The sequence below is a fragment of the Acinetobacter sp. CIP 101934 genome (assembly GCF_000369585.1).
Classification (GTDB): domain Bacteria; phylum Pseudomonadota; class Gammaproteobacteria; order Pseudomonadales; family Moraxellaceae; genus Acinetobacter; species Acinetobacter schindleri.
In genome coordinates, this window is record NZ_KB850098.1 from 1 (window position 1) to 15,293 (window position 15,293).

The window sequence follows — 15,293 nt, forward strand, 5'->3', positions numbered from 1 at the left end:
CCCGCCCCGCCAGTAACCGGAGGGATAGGAGGTAGAGTGATAGGTGAATCAATATCTACCTGTTCGGCTTCAGGCAGTTTTACAGGCTTACAAGCATTTTGGACTTCCAGCTTTTCACGAATCTTTTTGGAGTTTTCATTTTCAATTGCCGTTGTAGCTGGCTTGCCTTGAGCATTATTAGTGCCTTTAATAACATTGCCACCGAAATAGTTACCTGACCCACCATAGTTTTTATAAAACTGTGCGATCTTTGGTACATACTCTTGGGTTTCTCTTGGCATTACTTTTTTAGTGCCTTTCAGATAAGCACGTAAGTTACCCATCCCCCAGTTATACGCATAAAGAGCGTGGGGCATATTTCCGAATTGCGAGTTAAGCTGCTTAAGGTAACGAGTACCAGCATTCACATTTTGAACAGGGTCATTAGGATTAGATACACCGAGAGATTTTGCTGTTGCAGGCATTAATTGCATTAAGCCTTGCGCCCCGACACCTGATCTTGCTGTATTTCTATGTGAAGATTCTTTTTCGATAACAGCATGAATTAAAAGCGGGTCATAACCATATTTAGCTGAAGCAGAAAGGACTACATCATGATAAGGAAGATTAGACGCAACACTGATACTGCTTAATCCAACTAATATTAGAAGTGATAATTTTTTTATCTTCATAGTTGTATTCCTTACTTAGCAGCAGCCAAACGGTTAGCCAAATCCACTAGAGTTTTAAAATGTGAGCCTTTTTCTCCCATAGAAAACTCATAGCACCCACCTTTAACTTGAACACGTAGAAAGTCCTTAGCTTGGCTAGAAACATCAGAAATAGTGGGAGAAATAAAAAGGGCTTTTGCATCACCTGGAATACGTACAGGTAGTTCACCAAATAAACCAACACTGGCAGGCACACAGTTGGGGTCAATGCTGTAATAGACTTTCAGATCGGCACAGCTTTCAGAGTGACAACTGGCATCACTAGAAAATTTATAAGTAATGTAATCGCCCTGATTAGGGGTTTCAGGAATGTAGATTAAGCGATTATCTTGAGCAAAAGACTGAAGCACTTGAGTAAAAGTCTGCGGTAACTGTGCTTCGGCTGCGGTCAGACTTACAAAGACAAAAGCAGCAAGGGTAATTTTTTTCATGGCTTAGTCCTTTTTAAATTTGTATGTCTGATCAGGATTATCTACATCAGTCAGCGTGATCACATTTCCTTTCTGTTCCAGCAGAAAGGCATCTTGGTTTTGATATTGGATAACCAGTTTTTCTTCTTTCTTAACTGTGTTTAAAGCCACATCACCCCAACTATTTTTTAAAGTGACTTTGGAACCTTGATCGGCAACGATCAGACCGCTACTCATTCCGTTGGTTTGTTCAAAAGCTGTCTGTTCAATACGGTTATATTCGCCATCTATGCCTTTGGATGAGCAAGCTGCACAAGCTAAAAAACTAAGCATGAATATTATTTTTTTCATTTTTCAAATCCTCAAAAGTTTTGAAGTAGATAGCTGAACAGCCATAACCGCCAGTTTCCGTTCTGCCGAGTTGGACGATAATGTCGATACTTTGTTTTACAAACATTTTGACCTGATCACTTGTCAGCGTAGTACCAGCTTGTAAAACCATGAGAGTTAGACGATCAATTGCATTAAGCGGGTCATTAGCGTGAAGGGTTGCGATTGACCCATCATGACCTGAAGAAATTAAGTTCAAATAAGTGAAGGCTTCTGCCCCCCGAATCTCACCAAGTAAGATACGTTTTGGATATAAACGTAGGCAGGCTTCCATAAGCGTTTGAGCAGTAACTTTAGCCTTACCTTGTCCACCCCTTGAGTAGTAAAGCTGCAAGGTATTTTCATGTGGCGGGCGTAGCTCTTTAGCATCTTCAATCGTGATTAGGCGTTCACCCAAAGGGATAGCATCATGAATTAAAGAGTTAAAAAGTGTGGTTTTACCTGCACCAGTTTGAGCAGAAATAATGATGTTCTTTTCATAGGCAACTGCTTTATGCAGAAAGCTATGAAATTGACGACTTTCATAGAGATCAAGCAATTCTTGATCTTTAGAAGAAATAGCGTTGAACGGTTCAACTGCATTCAAGATAGATTCATAAGCACTGTATGGCAGGCTTAGAACACTTGGTTTACGGATAGATAAAGCGATAGACCCTGTAGTAACAGCAGGGTCACGCACGAATTGAATACGGAAATATAAGCCTTCATGAGTAGGTGAAGGAATCTGTGCCGAAAGCAAAGGCTGGGCTTCTGAAATTGTCTGTTCAGTAGTAGTCGCAATGCTTTCAGCAAGACGTTTTAACAGTGCATAAGAAAGATCAGGATTAGTTCTTTTAATCATGTCCCTTGTGCCTTTCATAGCCACGAAATACTCACAAGGCTTATTTACTGAAATCTCAGTAATATCATCATTGTTAATATCTTCACCAAAGGCTTTCTCTAAATCTTTAAGGACAAGAATAGACATGATATTCCCCCCGCCTTTATTGATTAAAGATTGTAGAAAAATCCAAGTCTTTAGCGACTAAGACCTTAATACGTGTGCCATGTGGCACTGTAATTGTCGGAGGAATTGAAAGATTGCGTTGCAGAACACGATCAGCCTGATTACCGAAAGAGTTAGCTACTTCAGTACGGTACGCTTGGGACGCATTATTTTGATCACTACTGCTTACACCTACATTGCTTACACCCGCACCGATCACACTTAAAAGCGTAGCTGTGCCGAAAATTCTGCCGTAATGGTTGTTTACCTTGCCACCTAAGCCAGCGACACCCAGCCCATTTGTGCTAGGGCTATCAAGCATGATCTCAACACCGTTAGGAGTAATTGCACGATTCCAAACCGCAGCAACTTCAGCCTGTCCATCATTTACAATTGAGGAATACTGACCAAAAAGACGAGTACCCGCAGGCAGCAGTCGATTTCGACCTTGTTCACCGTAAATATCTGTTGTCACACGGGCAATAATGTTACTTGGCAGATCGCTTTTAACGGCAGTTTCTAAAACTGCATCAACAATCTTGCCCTGTTGAATGAGTAGTCTGCGGTCAGCGTTATAGCTTGCATGAGCGATAGGGGCTTTCTGATTAGTAGTGCTGGAATCGAAACGACCACCCATAGAAGATGCAGAGTTATTTGCAATACGAGGGTTCACATTAGAAGTATTTGCACCACCGTTATTGTTAGCCTGGGATGATTGCATACTCATAAATAACGGCATAAGTTCAGGCGGTACGCCAGCCATATCACCAGCAGCATTATTAGGACTAATCCCGCTATTACTTTGACTTTGACCAGTAACCATAATTCCCGACTTATAGCGGGCATTTAGAAGGGCTTGTTGCTGTGCAATGGCTTGTTGTCGTGCCTGTTCCTGTTCCATTGCAAGCTGTTGTTGCTGTGCAGCTAATTGACGTTCCATTTCTAGCTGTTCAGGTGACTTTTCATTAGCCGTTGGCAGTGGGTTCGGTTCTGTTAAAGCTGGAATCGGTTGTGGTCCACCGAAGCCGAATCTATCTTCACTTAGACCTGTACCTTCAATATTGGTGACAGGTTTAGCGACAGCCGTTTCAACACCTGATTCAAGTCGTGATTCTTTGTTCTTTTGCAGCTTGAAATAGACAGCAGAAATAACTAAGCCAATCACTACAAATAAGATTACACCTACTTTGATTAACTTTGCCTTATCCATGTCTTTTACAGACGTTTTAGACTTTTCAGAAAAATCATCTTTGATCTCAAAATCATCTTTCCCTTTTTTCTCATCACCATAAAAAACGTGATCATTGGTACTGAAGTTATCAGGGGTATCGAATTCATTTTTATTAGTCATCTTATTTAGCTCCGATCACGTTAGGTTTACGCAGAATGCAGACATATTCATTACCTAGACGCAAAGTGAAAGCATCCGACACGCTTTCAATCACGATTACGTCACCCTCTTGGCGTGAGTTAGTTAGTTCTTCATAGCCTTCACCGTTCACCGCATAAACGGCTGGGCGAGGTGAATTTTTACCTAAACGAATAAAGGTAAATTGGTCGTCATCAGAAACACCCAAGACCTTGATTGATTTGCTATGAGTGGCATCCATGCCCCACTTGATACTTGTCATAGGGAGTTCGCCCAATGCACGTTTAGGGGCATTCTGTTGAGCAATTAAACGGTTCGTTTTATTTACGTCTGCATAGTTAAAACGAAGTACATAGACAGGCTGGCTTGAATTGAAAAGGTTGAAGTAGTAGTTCCGTTTATCAGTGATCACGGTCAAGTTTGTACGGTTCATTCCCGCTTGTGGCTTTTCTGCAGGTTTGACAAAAAGGCGATTCCCCTGCGGGATAATCTGCCAGCCAATCGTGTCACCAGACGCTACAGTCTGGATAGTTTCATTTCCAAACTCGACCACAGTGCTAATGCCGAAAGTTGTAGAAAGTTCAACAACATGGTTTTCAGAATATGGAACAGTTTTAATTCGACCATCAGTTTTTAAGCCGACAGGGATTTGCTTTGCAAAACTTGGAGCGGAAGCAATGCACGTTGCAGCAAGTAGTATTGAGATGAGCGTTTTTTTCATTTTGATCTACCTTAATTTGTTGTTTGTGCAGTTGCAGATTCAGGGGCAGGCACAGATTCAGGCGTAGGAAGTACCGGACTGCTTGGCGGTGCAATCAGGGCATCATTAGACGAGTTCTGTGTTAAGTTCCAATTCTTAAATTTGACCCCGAACGGGTTAATCCAGCGATCTTTTACAGATAAGTCATCGAAGTTGTCAGTCACATAATCTGCGGTAACTGTGTAGCTGAATTGCTGTACTTGTGCGCCCTTAACAACGGTAGTTTTGAAATTCGCTTGTACCTTGTTATTTCCTAGAAAGTTCAATGAAATAATTTTAGGTGTGATAGAGCCTGATTCACCGAGTAAGTTGTAAGGTGAATTGCTATTTAATCCGCTAATTTCATTCTCAAAATCAGAGCGATCTTTACTATCTAAGAAAGTGGAAGTTTTACTGTATTGAGCTGCAAGCTGATCTTTTCCGACTTTGCCGTAATAACCATATCGGCTAGAAATCGTGTCCCAAAAGTAAGAAGTAACAAGTTTTTCGATTAGCTTAGGGTCAGTAGTTGAATCAAAACGTTCAACTTGGGTCATGATTCCTGTTTCGGAATCAATCACGGCAATGATCGGTTCGGTTGTTTTTAATGGAGTTAGATTGTAGTTAGCAATTGCTTGAGTAATATTTCCTACTGCTAAAACCCCACAAAGTCCCAGCGACCACAGTGTAATTTTGCCGTTACGGTTTTCACTCTTTTTAACGCTTTCCTGAAGGGCTTTAAATTGAGCGTCTAGCTGATCTTTAGTTTGAGGTAGCATTATCGTTTACTCCCAAAGCGTTTAACTGCATTAGTCGCAGAATTGGTTACACCTGTAGTTGCACTGGTTGAAGCTTCAAAACCGCTGCCGACAAGAGAAATTGCAATTTTTGGAATAATTGCGAAAAGACCTACTACAACAAGCAGAACAATGACCATGACAAAAGCCCCTGTGAAGGTGCTGCCGTTATCATTTAAGTGCTGGATACCCTTCACTACTGAAGTTAAAACTAGGTCGCAGCTTACGATCAGTAGTAGTAAAACCACGTTTGGAGTTAATACCGCTTGAAGCCAGTTGGTCGCATATCTACGAGTAGCTGGGAACATTGCAGCAGCAAGAAAAATAGGGGCAACAGCAATTAAAATCCCGATGATTACTTTGCAAATGACCCAAATCAGGAAGAACAAAGCACAAACTAGACAAGCCAGCCCGAAGATAAAGGAGTAAATCAGGACGAAGAAAAAGCCACTCACAACGTTGGTGATGCCTGTGTCAATGTTGTTAAAAGCCAGTGCGATAGCTTCAAAAATAATAGAAACAAATGATTGAAGTGTGGTTTTGGAATCGGTGCCTGTCATTTCAGTGATCAGGTTCGGCACATCATCTAGGAAAACTTCAGCTACATAAGGAAAGAAGGCATCCCATGAAAAAACGATTGTCCAGATCAGCAGCATAAGCACGAAAGTCGCAATAACTTGCTGAATCTCAACAGGCATACCCAGCATCATTTTCATGCCTTGAAAGGTCAGCCAAATGACAATAAAGCCTGCAAAGACTGGAATAATTGGAGCAGTTACTTTTTGGTAGTAGCCTTGAATATTGTCTTTAATATTTTTATCTACATCTGTGATTAAGCTATCAACGACTGAATCAAGCTCTTGCATTCCGTTTTGCGTCACCTGGGACATTGAATCAGCAATATTGTTATTGCCAGCACCAGTACCAGCATCGGCATTGTTGACTGTTTCTGTCCCCTGCCCTAAGTCTTGAGGATTAGTGTAGTAATCTTCAGCATAAGCAGAACCAAGACTTATGAAGCTAAACAAGAGAAAGAAAACATAAATGATCTTTTTCATAGTGCCTTCTCCCTTAGCGGATCACTGGAATTTCGGGAGGATTCTTATTAGACAATATGAATACTTTTGATGAATCTGATTTACGTAGCGTACCTTCAGAGTAAATAAAACAAGTCGTTAAAGAGCCTTCAGAGCAGTAAGTATCATCTTTTGTGAAAGTTAAGACCCCTGCCGATTCTCCTGTTAGTTTAGGAAGTTTTGCAGGATTAAAAGCGTTCATGTTTTGAATCTGATAGCTGAATTTCTTAACTGCAAAATTGCCCTGCTTATCAGCTTCAGAGATCACATAGTAATCATAGAAAAAAGTTGATTTAGGCGTGTGTTCAGGAATCCATACGCCTGAAATATCGGGCTTAGAAGTAAAGCACCCTGTCATAGCCAAGCTAAGGGAAAGCAGCAGTGAAGGTGCGACAATGGTTTTACTGATTTTCATATTGTTCTCGCTCATAGGTCAAAATACCCGCTTCACTACCGAGCTTCAGCTTTCCATCAACTAACTGAAAGCAGGCATCATTCGCAGCACATAACAAGCCGTTTTCAGGCTTAAATTCCATGTCAGTGAAAACACCTTTAGCCAGTATCGAAACTTTAAAAACGCCTTCTAGGTCACTTGGCGCAATGATTACACGGTCATTAATAATTACGTCATTGGGGTTTTGAGATTGTTGACCGACAGGATTCACCCATGACCCAACGTAATCATTTCCGTTCACTTCAGGCTGTTTAGGTTCGTCAGAACAAGCCATAAGAAACGCTGAAGCGATCAAAGGAAGTGCAAACTTTTTCATGCTGGGCTTCCTTCGTTAAGTGGGTTGATAGCGTCAATACTTTTGTGAAGGTCTGCACTTGGTAATGACTGGAATACACAAGCACATGGAGATTTTTTTAATCCTTTTTGAGAGCCAGTCTTAGTTGCACAAGCGGTTAAGGATGTAATGCTCAATATACAGATGGTTGTAATGATCATTTTTTTCATGGCTTCTACCCTTTTCTCAACAGAGTTATAACAGTATAACTCTATAAGCTTAAAAATAGTGCAAGTTTACTTAAAACTTAATGTTTCAAGTGTTTTAATTAGTAAACAAAACTTAACTTGGGCAGTATTTTGATAGTAAAAACATGATGTTATGTTTACTTTTTGTTGTACTAATTATGTGAATTAGAAACTTTTTATTGAAATGATGATTTAAGACTTTGGCTGGTCCGCTGACCAGAAGCCTTATGTAGTGCAGTTTTAGGACATAAAAAGATAGTGAGAGATAAATCAATTAGATAGAAAGTTATTTTTTACTCAAAAAATTAAAGTAAAAATCAATAAAATTTAGAGTTATAACTCTATGAAATTCAATAACAAACGTTAAATTATTCTTATTAATCAGGCATTAATATAAAACTTTTGGAAAAAGAAAAAGCCCCGATAGTCTTGTAACTATCAGGGCTTTATTCTATATTCGGGGTACACAGTTATTTGATGCCGTTAACATCATCTAACGAAGATCGAAGGGTTTGGCGACCACTACGATTTCACCATAAGGCTTGTACCTGAACTCTATTGTTGCATAAATAGAAGTTTTTGCAAGCCGTACTCTGAAAAAACTTCGTTACTTTAATGTCTATTCGTGTATCAAATAAGCGCATTTGTTTATTTGCCGAGTTTCGCCTACTTCTGTGATTTATAAAACTTTATGTTTGTAAGTGCATTGCCTTAAATGGGTTATCAATGGCATAGAGTTTTACAGGCGGATGGTGTAGCAGGAGGACTAAGTGACGGCAGTATCACCATCGCATGAGTATTACATTTTGCCATTGTAATACGCCCGCATACTGATGAAAGACACAATAATTGTGGGGTCGCAGGGAATACGTCTATAGCTTGATAGAAGTGGTATGTTGGGAAACCCCTCGCCGAGTTATCAGTATAGATGAGTGAGCTAATGCGTGTGTCAGGGGAGTTGCAAGACTCTAAATACTCACTTGCTGTAAATGGACTTGCAAGCCATACAGTGCCGATTGAAAGCGATACCGGCTCCAGACCGCAGAGCTTCATGGCAATATTCAAGATAGCTTTTTAAGCATTTTTGCTTAGGCTATCTAGGGTGAATATTGCCGAAATCCGCTCCTCCCCACCACCCGCAGTAAGCGAAGCGTCTGCGGTGTGAGTGGTGATGGAGTGGATGAGAACAATAGTTAAGGTTTTAATATGTATATAAATATATAAAGATAGATATTGATTATTGAGAATAACAATTTAATCTAAAATTAACCTTGATTGATTTGTGAGTACAATATAATATAGGCATAAATAAGTAAGGATTAATTACTATGACTACTATCAGAAGAAGTACCAAAGGTCTTACTCGATCAACAATGATCGGCAATAAGAACTCAGTCAAAGAAGTTGTAAAAGAAGATCGTTTCCAAGCTCGAATTAATTTTGAAGATAAGCAGAAACTCATTAAGTACTGCAAAGACAATAATCTTTCTCTTACGGATTATCTGATCAGCACAATGGTTGATAACGGCATACTTCCTGAAAGCAGACGACCAGCTACAAAAGAAACTAACCAACCTGAATAATTGAATAACAAGGATTATTAAATGAATACTAAAACAGAAAAATTATCGAAAGTAATCGCCCTGGCTAATCAGAAAGGGGGTGTTGCTAAAACCACAACCTCAATTAATTTAGCATTTGGTCTGTCGCTGCGTGGTTATGATGTTCTGTTAGTTGATGGTGACCCGCAGGCATCTTCACTTGAATGGGCTACAGTACGTGACGAAGCTGATATTGATTTAAATATGACTGTGATCGGTGTGCCTAAAACCAACTTGGCTAAAGAAGTTGCCAAACTGAAAACCAAATATGATTTTGTCATTATTGATGGTGCAGGCAGACAGTCAGAATTAACCCGATTAGCCTTAGTTGCTTGCGATATTGCCATTGTACCTAATACTACCTCTCCACTTGATGCGTGGGCTACTAAAGCGACTATCGCATCCATTAATGAGATTCAAAGCTACCGTGATTTTTCTGCTTACTTCTTACTTAGTGGCGTGAAGAAGAACACTAAGATTTTTACTGAAGTAAAAGACTGGTTAGCTGAAACTTATCCGTTGCCGATCTTCGATACAGTTGTTGAGCTAAGAACTGCATATTCCCGCAGCTTGGGTGAAGGTTTAACAGTCTTTGAATACAAAGATGATAGCGGGCGAATGGACAAGAAGGCGATCATTGAAGTGAATGCGTTAATTGATGAAATCCTTAGCCGTGAAAACATTGTGCAGCAAGAGGAAGCCATTTAATGAGAGCACCTAAAAGCATTGCTACTGCTACTAGCAATGCTCATCTGGCAAATGAGAAGTCACACGTTGTTAATTCAATGAATCATGACAAGATTCAGAAAATCGCAATCAATCCCGACCTGTATAAAAAAATCGTGAAAGTAGCTGATAAGCGAAAAATGGTACTGGCAGACATTGCCCGAACTGCATTAGAGTTTTATTTAAATCATCCTGAAACTGAATACAGCGAAGAACTTAGCAAGGGCAATTCAAAGAAACTGATCTATACGATCAATTACTTGCTTGATATTAAGATTGATAACTTCAAAGCGAACTATGGTATCAATCGAAGTGACCAGCTTAGAAATGCTCTATCAGCTTGGTTGATCAGTGAGAACCTACTCAAATAGGTGATGATATGGAACAGGAACGAGCAGCCAGCGTTATTATTAACAATGACGTTGATCAGAAGAATTATGAATATTTACTGACGCAAGTTGATCAGGTCGCTATTGAATATGCAGTAAACGAACTGGCAACACAAAATAAACGACCCTACTTGTCCAATATCTTTAAAGTGTTAGATATATCGCCCCGAAAATAAGGGGCTTTCTGCTATTTAAAGGGGCTAAAATGTTCAAAATAGTGTTTAGAAGTCTGCTGGTCATAGCCTTGCTAATGCCTGCAATCATTATCTATTTTTTCCCGCAGCTAACAGGGACCAAATTCTTTTTTATCAGTATGGCTATTTTCTGCCTGATCTTACTTCGACTTAAAGGCATATTACTTTTTTTAGGCATCACTTATGCCAGTATTTCAAGCATGTTCTCAAAGCACTAAAACACAATATATAGCGGAGATCCTTTTACCCCTTAATACAATATATTGTGTCCCCCGCTCTGTCGCCCTCTGCTAATAAAACCATGATAGCCAATACTGTCAATCGGTTGACTGCTCAAAACTTCCTTAGCTTTACCAATGCTGAAGCATTGCCAAAACATGCGGAAGTTTTCGAGCCAAATTAAGTAGAATGTTTTGTATGACCTTCAGTGCAATCACTACCCATAAAATGCTCTATTTTTCTTTATTTACGACTTTTAGGAAAACCGTATGGTTTTCCCTTCTCACACTCTAAAAAAGTCTACAGGGGGAAAGCTGCTTTTAATAAAAATTTCATTGTTTATCTCATTATTTTGTCTAAAGCTTTTTCATTACAGTATATTAAAAAAAATATTAATTCCTAACTCATATTTGATACACGTAAAATAAAATAAAATTTACTTAAAAAATAAGAATTGGGTTTTTAAGGTTTATAAATACTTTTAAATGTTTTTAGAAACGCTGAAAGCCTTTATATACAAGGGTTACAGAACTTATTTAATGACAATTACTTTGCTATTAAAAGACAGTTTCTTTGTTATTCAAAGACAATCTCTTTGCTATTAAAAGACTATTACTTTGTTTTATGGTGACACCTATTGATTATGTCATTTTAATGACATAAACTATAGTTGTCTTTTAATAATAAGTGAATTTCATAATGTCAAATGATCTAGTGGTTAAGGATAATGTTTTAATTAATGCAAGTTATAACCTAGAAGTCACAGAACAACGACTAATTCTTTTATCAATCATTACGGCAAGAGAAACAGGACAAGGAATAACCCCTGAAAGTAGATTAAAGATTCATGCTAGTGACTATGCAGAGCGATTCAATGTTAGTAAAGAAGCTTCATACGATGCCTTAAAAAATGCAGTGAATAATTTATTTGAAAGAAAATTTACTTTTAAAGAACAATTAGATAACGGCAAAGAAATTGTCGTTAAATCACGTTGGATTTCGCAAATTTCTTATATACCTCACCTGGCAATCTTAGAGATTATTTTCTCTCCTGCGGTAGTGCCATTAGTCACTAGACTGGAAAGACATTTTACAAGTTATCAGTTAAAGCAAGTTGCACAACTTACCAGTAAGTATGCAATTCGACTTTATGAATTATTGATTGCTTGGCGCAGTTTAGGGAAAACGCCCATTCTTGAAATCAGTGATTTTCGTCAAAAAATAGGCGTTCAAGATACTGAATATAAAACGATGAGCGACTTTAAGAAAAGAGTTTTAGAGCCTGCGATTGAACAGATCAACAAGGAAACAGATATTACGGTTAAGTATGACCAACATAAAACAGGAAGGGTAGTATCGGGCTTTGAGTTCAAGTTTAAGATTAAAGGGGAAGCAGCTAGTAAAAAGACTACTACCCAAAAGAAAAAGGTTGAGGAACTATTCTGTAAGATCAGTGATAAACAGGTTGAAATCTATTCTAATAAACTTTCAAAACAACACGAATTAAGCGATCTTGCTGGCAATAAAGATTATGCTGCATTCGCTATATGGATTGGAAATATTCTAAGAGATAAGGACAGCGTAAGACCTGAAACAGCAAAAAGAATATTTACAGCCCTTCATACATTAACGGACTTTAATAAGTAATTACTGCATTACATTTATATACCTATATTATTTTGTACTCACAAAATAATATAGGTATAATTTCTTTTAGGTCGATTGGCGATCTAATAAGAGGTAAGCATCATGCAGCTAGATTTTGGTTTTCCTGTTGTCGAAGATTACGAGCAAGACAGCAACGTTAAATACACAGTTGATATTTCCCACCTTCATTACTTTTATATATTGGTCAATTCTTGTGGTGTCCTAGAAAAAAGTAAGTCTAAGATACATGCAAAAATTGACGACTTTACTGCCATTCTGGAATGTGACAATGAGCAGATTGCAGATTGCAGATTGCAGATGAAGTCTTAAGCTGTATAAAGGGAGCTAAGAAAGAGACAAGATACCGTGTGCCAAAGTTTAACCCTCTCTATTTCAGTTTAGTCGGGGAGCAGTTAATAGTTGGAAATCTTCAGTAAATAGAAAAATGGGTTTTGATAAATCCCAACGCTTCAGATCAGTGCCTAGCAAGTGGGACTATAACTGACACATTATGCCAATAGGGGGGTATCCCCCTATTTTTTCACTTATAAGAAAAACAATAACTTATGAAGTTCAAGATGAAGATCCGGTACTGGCCACAGCTGCATGGTCAATGTCATATTTTGCCACTCAATCCTATAAATAATTAACCCCCCTGCCCTACTGTCGCAACCCTGCGGGATTGCTCGGCTATTCCCGCTTATAAGCAAAAGGAAGCAGTTGAGGGTCTGCGGTCAGCTAGCCAAAATCACAGATTTTGGCTGCTTCGCTTGCCCCTTCAACGGTAATCAGGGAGGGAAGGTTTTGCACTTTCCATAGTTCGCAAAGTGGACACTTTGCTCTGTATATACCCGCTATGATTCATTTACATTTCTTTACCTAATTTGTTTTGTACTCACAAATCAATATGAGTATAATTATTTTATTAGGTCGATTGGCGATCTAATAAGAAAGGAAGTTAAAAAATGAATCTATATGAACAAGTTACAAACCAAATCATTGAACTGATGGAAACTGCAACCAGCTCACAAGAGCTATGGTCAAAGATCGGAAGCACTGATCTATTTGCACCGAAAAACCATGTAACAGGCGACTTCTATAACGGCATTAACATTCTGATTCTGGCAGCAGCTATGCAGAAATTCGGCTACCAGCATAATGAATGGCTTACATTCAACCAAGCTAAAGCAAACAATCTGAAGGTTCGCAAAGGCGAGAAATCAACAGTATGCGTATTCTATAAGCCGATTGAAAAAGACACTGTAAACCCTGAAAGTGGCGAAGTAGAAAAAGAGCGTTTTGCGATTGCTAAACCCTTCTACTTGTTCAATGTTGCACAGCTTGAAAACGTCACTATTTCAAACAATGAAACCAGCCTAGAAAATGAATTTTCTAAAATTGAAGCCGGTGAAATTATCTTGAATAACCTTATTGAGAAGAAAGGCGCAGCTATTCAGATCGGTTCGAGTGATTCAGCGTACTACGTGCCAAGCGTGGATAAAATTGTTTTGCCAGCTAAAGAGCAGTTTACAAAAGCTGAATATTTCTATTCTGTTCTATTCCATGAAGCAAGCCATTGGACAGGAAATAAAAGCCGTTTAGACCGTAATTTAAGCGGGCGTTTTGGCTCACAGTCTTACGCTATGGAAGAACTAATTGCAGAGCTATCAAGTGCCTTCACTTGTGCGAAAACAGGCATTGTGAAGCATACAATTGAAAACCATGCCTGCTATTTAAAATCATGGTTACAAGTCCTGAAAAATGACACTAAGGCAATTTTCACGGCAGCAGCCCAAGCCCAAAAAGCCCACGAATTTATCATGAACTAACAGAAGCCCTGCAAGGGGCTTTTTTAATTCCTGATCATTTACACTTTATTACCTAATTTGTTTTGTACACACAAATCAATATAAGTATAATAATTTTATTAGGTCGATTGGCGATCTAACAATAAAACAGGTACTTATAAATGAAAACCCAAGTAAGCCCAAAAACAGTTTTAAACCTTGTAGAAAATGTTTTGTTGTCAAAACGGAATGCTACAAAGGTGATGCAAGGTATCTATTTAAAGAAAAGTAAAGCTGAAATTTTCATTGTTCTAGGTCAGCACAAAGCAATCACTATCTTTTTTAAAGGACGCACAGAGTTGTTTTTAGAAGCTACACGGCATGAAGATATGGACGATGCTATATATCAAGCCAAAGACTATTTAAAGCGAATCTATGAGATTCTGGATGAAGTAGCAAAGAGATAATAAAAGCCCCGCAAGGGGCTTTTTTAATGCCTAGCACAGACCAACCAAGACACAAAAATCAGTTACATTTAATTACCTAATTTGTTTTGTACACACAAATCAATATGAGTATAATTATTTTATCAGGTCGATTGGCGATCTGATAAAAATAGGAATTAAGAAAATGACCGATTTAGTTTTATTAAATGCCGATGAAATCCAAGCAGCAAGCTATGACAGTTTTAATGCAATTGACTTAAAGGGATTTCAAACCATGCAAGATGCAGATGAGCCATGTTTTACTGTACCTATGGGGCTGATGGTGTTTTATTGGGAATCTGCGCTTTACCAGTCAGCTAGTAATCTTTCAGATTCATACAATGGCGGATTCTGGAAAACTGAAAACGGATTTTTTGAGCTACAGACTGATGAAAGTTTTGTTTTAGAAAATGGATGGGGCAGCACGTATGAAGTGACAGCAACAGAATTTTCAATGATTGCTAATTTGTATGCACTTTCGCACCTGGCAATGGCAACCTATGAATCTAAACCAGCTATCAACCGCAGAGCCGTTTTCTTTAGTGACTACATCAAACAACTGATGGACAAAAACAGAGGGATTTTAAATACAAATGCTATCTATTTGATGATTGACTAAAAGAAGCCCCGCAAGGGGCTTTTTTAATGCCTATCACCCTTCTTAGACCAGAATCCAGCAATATGACCAACCCACAGAAATAAAGCCTATAGGCGAGAAATCAGGAGCATTTAAACCAAGTCGGAAAAGTTACATTTAATCACCTAATTTGTTTTGTGCTCACAAATCAATATA

19 protein-coding genes are annotated in these 15,293 nt (G+C 38.6%); 9 read left to right on the top strand and 10 right to left on the bottom strand.

All coding sequences use genetic code 11. The features are described 5' to 3' along the window. The 10 genes from F899_RS14915 to F899_RS14960 form a co-directional block, all read right to left on the bottom strand. Positions 1-671 (bottom strand): lytic transglycosylase domain-containing protein (locus tag F899_RS14915; RefSeq protein ID WP_005225555.1); only part of this gene is annotated, 671 nt, incomplete at its 3' end. Between the two features lie 11 nt (positions 672-682). Then, positions 683-1,141: a hypothetical protein gene (locus F899_RS14920; RefSeq protein WP_005108925.1), complete on the bottom strand. Its 459-nt coding sequence runs from the start codon at positions 1,139-1,141 to the stop codon at positions 683-685. A 3-nt stretch (positions 1,142-1,144) separates the two neighbouring features. After that, entirely contained in the window at positions 1,145-1,471 is a 327-nt protein-coding gene (locus F899_RS14925) for a hypothetical protein (RefSeq protein ID WP_005108926.1), read from the bottom strand. Next, complete coding sequence (gene virB11 / locus F899_RS14930) at positions 1,446-2,477, bottom strand: P-type DNA transfer ATPase VirB11 (RefSeq protein ID WP_005108927.1); 1,032 nt, start codon at positions 2,475-2,477, stop codon at positions 1,446-1,448. The genes F899_RS14925 and virB11 overlap by 26 nt, the downstream gene beginning before the upstream one ends. 16 nt (positions 2,478-2,493) lie before the next feature. Further along, positions 2,494-3,846, bottom strand: coding sequence for a TraB/TrbI/VirB10 family type IV secretion system protein (locus tag F899_RS14935; RefSeq protein ID WP_005108928.1), 1,353 nt, complete (start codon positions 3,844-3,846; stop codon positions 2,494-2,496). 1 nt (position 3,847) lies between these two features. After that, positions 3,848-4,585 (bottom strand): TrbG/VirB9 family P-type conjugative transfer protein, encoded by a 738-nt coding sequence (locus F899_RS14940; RefSeq protein WP_005108929.1) that lies wholly within the window; start codon positions 4,583-4,585, stop codon positions 3,848-3,850. An 11-nt stretch (positions 4,586-4,596) separates the two neighbouring features. After that, positions 4,597-5,382 carry a VirB8/TrbF family protein gene (locus F899_RS14945; protein ID WP_005108930.1) on the bottom strand — a complete coding sequence of 262 codons (786 nt, stop codon included), beginning with the start codon at positions 5,380-5,382 and terminating at the stop codon, positions 4,597-4,599. After that, a complete protein-coding gene (locus F899_RS14950) occupies positions 5,382-6,458 on the bottom strand; it encodes a TrbL/VirB6 family protein (RefSeq protein ID WP_005108931.1) in 1,077 nt (358 codons plus the stop codon). The genes F899_RS14945 and F899_RS14950 overlap by 1 nt, the downstream gene beginning before the upstream one ends. A gap of 13 nt (positions 6,459-6,471) precedes the next feature. Further along, on the bottom strand, positions 6,472-6,906 hold the full coding sequence (locus F899_RS14955; protein WP_227499309.1) for a hypothetical protein: 435 nt from the start codon (positions 6,904-6,906) through the stop codon (positions 6,472-6,474). After that, positions 6,878-7,246 carry a hypothetical protein gene (locus tag F899_RS14960; RefSeq protein WP_005108933.1) on the bottom strand — a complete coding sequence of 123 codons (369 nt, stop codon included), beginning with the start codon at positions 7,244-7,246 and terminating at the stop codon, positions 6,878-6,880. Before F899_RS14960 ends, F899_RS14955 begins: the two co-directional genes overlap by 29 nt. 1,534 nt (positions 7,247-8,780) lie before the next feature. Here F899_RS14960 and F899_RS14965 point away from each other — a divergent pair. The 9 genes from F899_RS14965 (at position 8,781) to F899_RS15010 (ending at position 15,119) form a co-directional block, all read left to right on the top strand. Beyond that, positions 8,781-9,035: a hypothetical protein gene (locus F899_RS14965; protein ID WP_005108934.1), complete on the top strand. Its 255-nt coding sequence runs from the start codon at positions 8,781-8,783 to the stop codon at positions 9,033-9,035. 21 nt (positions 9,036-9,056) lie between these two features. After that, positions 9,057-9,761, top strand: coding sequence for a ParA family partition ATPase (parA, locus tag F899_RS14970; RefSeq protein WP_005108935.1), 705 nt, complete (start codon positions 9,057-9,059; stop codon positions 9,759-9,761). Beyond that, positions 9,761-10,150, top strand: coding sequence for a hypothetical protein (locus F899_RS14975; RefSeq protein ID WP_005108936.1), 390 nt, complete (start codon positions 9,761-9,763; stop codon positions 10,148-10,150). Before parA ends, F899_RS14975 begins: the two co-directional genes overlap by 1 nt. A gap of 8 nt (positions 10,151-10,158) precedes the next feature. Further along, a complete protein-coding gene (locus F899_RS14980) occupies positions 10,159-10,344 on the top strand; it encodes a CppA family protein (RefSeq protein ID WP_005108938.1) in 186 nt (61 codons plus the stop codon). Between the two features lie 936 nt (positions 10,345-11,280). Continuing rightward, complete coding sequence (gene repM, locus F899_RS14990; protein WP_005108939.1) at positions 11,281-12,228, top strand: replication initiation protein RepM; 948 nt, start codon at positions 11,281-11,283, stop codon at positions 12,226-12,228. A 102-nt stretch (positions 12,229-12,330) separates the two neighbouring features. Then, positions 12,331-12,558: a hypothetical protein gene (locus F899_RS14995; protein WP_005108940.1), complete on the top strand. Its 228-nt coding sequence runs from the start codon at positions 12,331-12,333 to the stop codon at positions 12,556-12,558. A 635-nt stretch (positions 12,559-13,193) separates the two neighbouring features. Further along, entirely contained in the window at positions 13,194-14,057 is an 864-nt protein-coding gene (locus tag F899_RS15000) for an ArdC family protein (RefSeq protein WP_005108942.1), read from the top strand. A gap of 140 nt (positions 14,058-14,197) precedes the next feature. Beyond that, entirely contained in the window at positions 14,198-14,482 is a 285-nt protein-coding gene (locus tag F899_RS15005) for a hypothetical protein (protein ID WP_005108943.1), read from the top strand. A 163-nt stretch (positions 14,483-14,645) separates the two neighbouring features. After that, entirely contained in the window at positions 14,646-15,119 is a 474-nt protein-coding gene (locus tag F899_RS15010; protein WP_005108944.1) for an antirestriction protein, read from the top strand. Positions 15,120-15,293 lie beyond the last annotated feature (174 nt).

Coding starts and splice junctions, on each gene's coding strand:
- F899_RS14950 (WP_005108931.1), bottom strand. CDS start 6,458: ATGAAAAAGATCATTTATGTTTTCTTTCTCTTGTTTAGCTTCATAAGT.
- F899_RS14960 (WP_005108933.1), bottom strand. CDS start 7,246: ATGAAAAAGTTTGCACTTCCTTTGATCGCTTCAGCGTTTCTTATGGCT.
- F899_RS14940 (WP_005108929.1), bottom strand. CDS start 4,585: ATGAAAAAAACGCTCATCTCAATACTACTTGCTGCAACGTGCATTGCT.
- F899_RS14925 (WP_005108926.1), bottom strand. CDS start 1,471: ATGAAAAAAATAATATTCATGCTTAGTTTTTTAGCTTGTGCAGCTTGC.
- repM (WP_005108939.1), top strand. CDS start 11,281: ATGTCAAATGATCTAGTGGTTAAGGATAATGTTTTAATTAATGCAAGT.
- F899_RS14995 (WP_005108940.1), top strand. CDS start 12,331: ATGCAGCTAGATTTTGGTTTTCCTGTTGTCGAAGATTACGAGCAAGAC.
- F899_RS14955 (WP_227499309.1), bottom strand. CDS start 6,906: ATGAGCGAGAACAATATGAAAATCAGTAAAACCATTGTCGCACCTTCA.
- F899_RS14920 (WP_005108925.1), bottom strand. CDS start 1,141: ATGAAAAAAATTACCCTTGCTGCTTTTGTCTTTGTAAGTCTGACCGCA.
- F899_RS14980 (WP_005108938.1), top strand. CDS start 10,159: ATGGAACAGGAACGAGCAGCCAGCGTTATTATTAACAATGACGTTGAT.
- F899_RS14965 (WP_005108934.1), top strand. CDS start 8,781: ATGACTACTATCAGAAGAAGTACCAAAGGTCTTACTCGATCAACAATG.
- parA (WP_005108935.1), top strand. CDS start 9,057: ATGAATACTAAAACAGAAAAATTATCGAAAGTAATCGCCCTGGCTAAT.
- virB11 (WP_005108927.1), bottom strand. CDS start 2,477: ATGTCTATTCTTGTCCTTAAAGATTTAGAGAAAGCCTTTGGTGAAGAT.
- F899_RS14935 (WP_005108928.1), bottom strand. CDS start 3,846: ATGACTAATAAAAATGAATTCGATACCCCTGATAACTTCAGTACCAAT.
- F899_RS15010 (WP_005108944.1), top strand. CDS start 14,646: ATGACCGATTTAGTTTTATTAAATGCCGATGAAATCCAAGCAGCAAGC.
- F899_RS14975 (WP_005108936.1), top strand. CDS start 9,761: ATGAGAGCACCTAAAAGCATTGCTACTGCTACTAGCAATGCTCATCTG.
- F899_RS15005 (WP_005108943.1), top strand. CDS start 14,198: ATGAAAACCCAAGTAAGCCCAAAAACAGTTTTAAACCTTGTAGAAAAT.
- F899_RS15000 (WP_005108942.1), top strand. CDS start 13,194: ATGAATCTATATGAACAAGTTACAAACCAAATCATTGAACTGATGGAA.
- F899_RS14945 (WP_005108930.1), bottom strand. CDS start 5,382: ATGCTACCTCAAACTAAAGATCAGCTAGACGCTCAATTTAAAGCCCTT.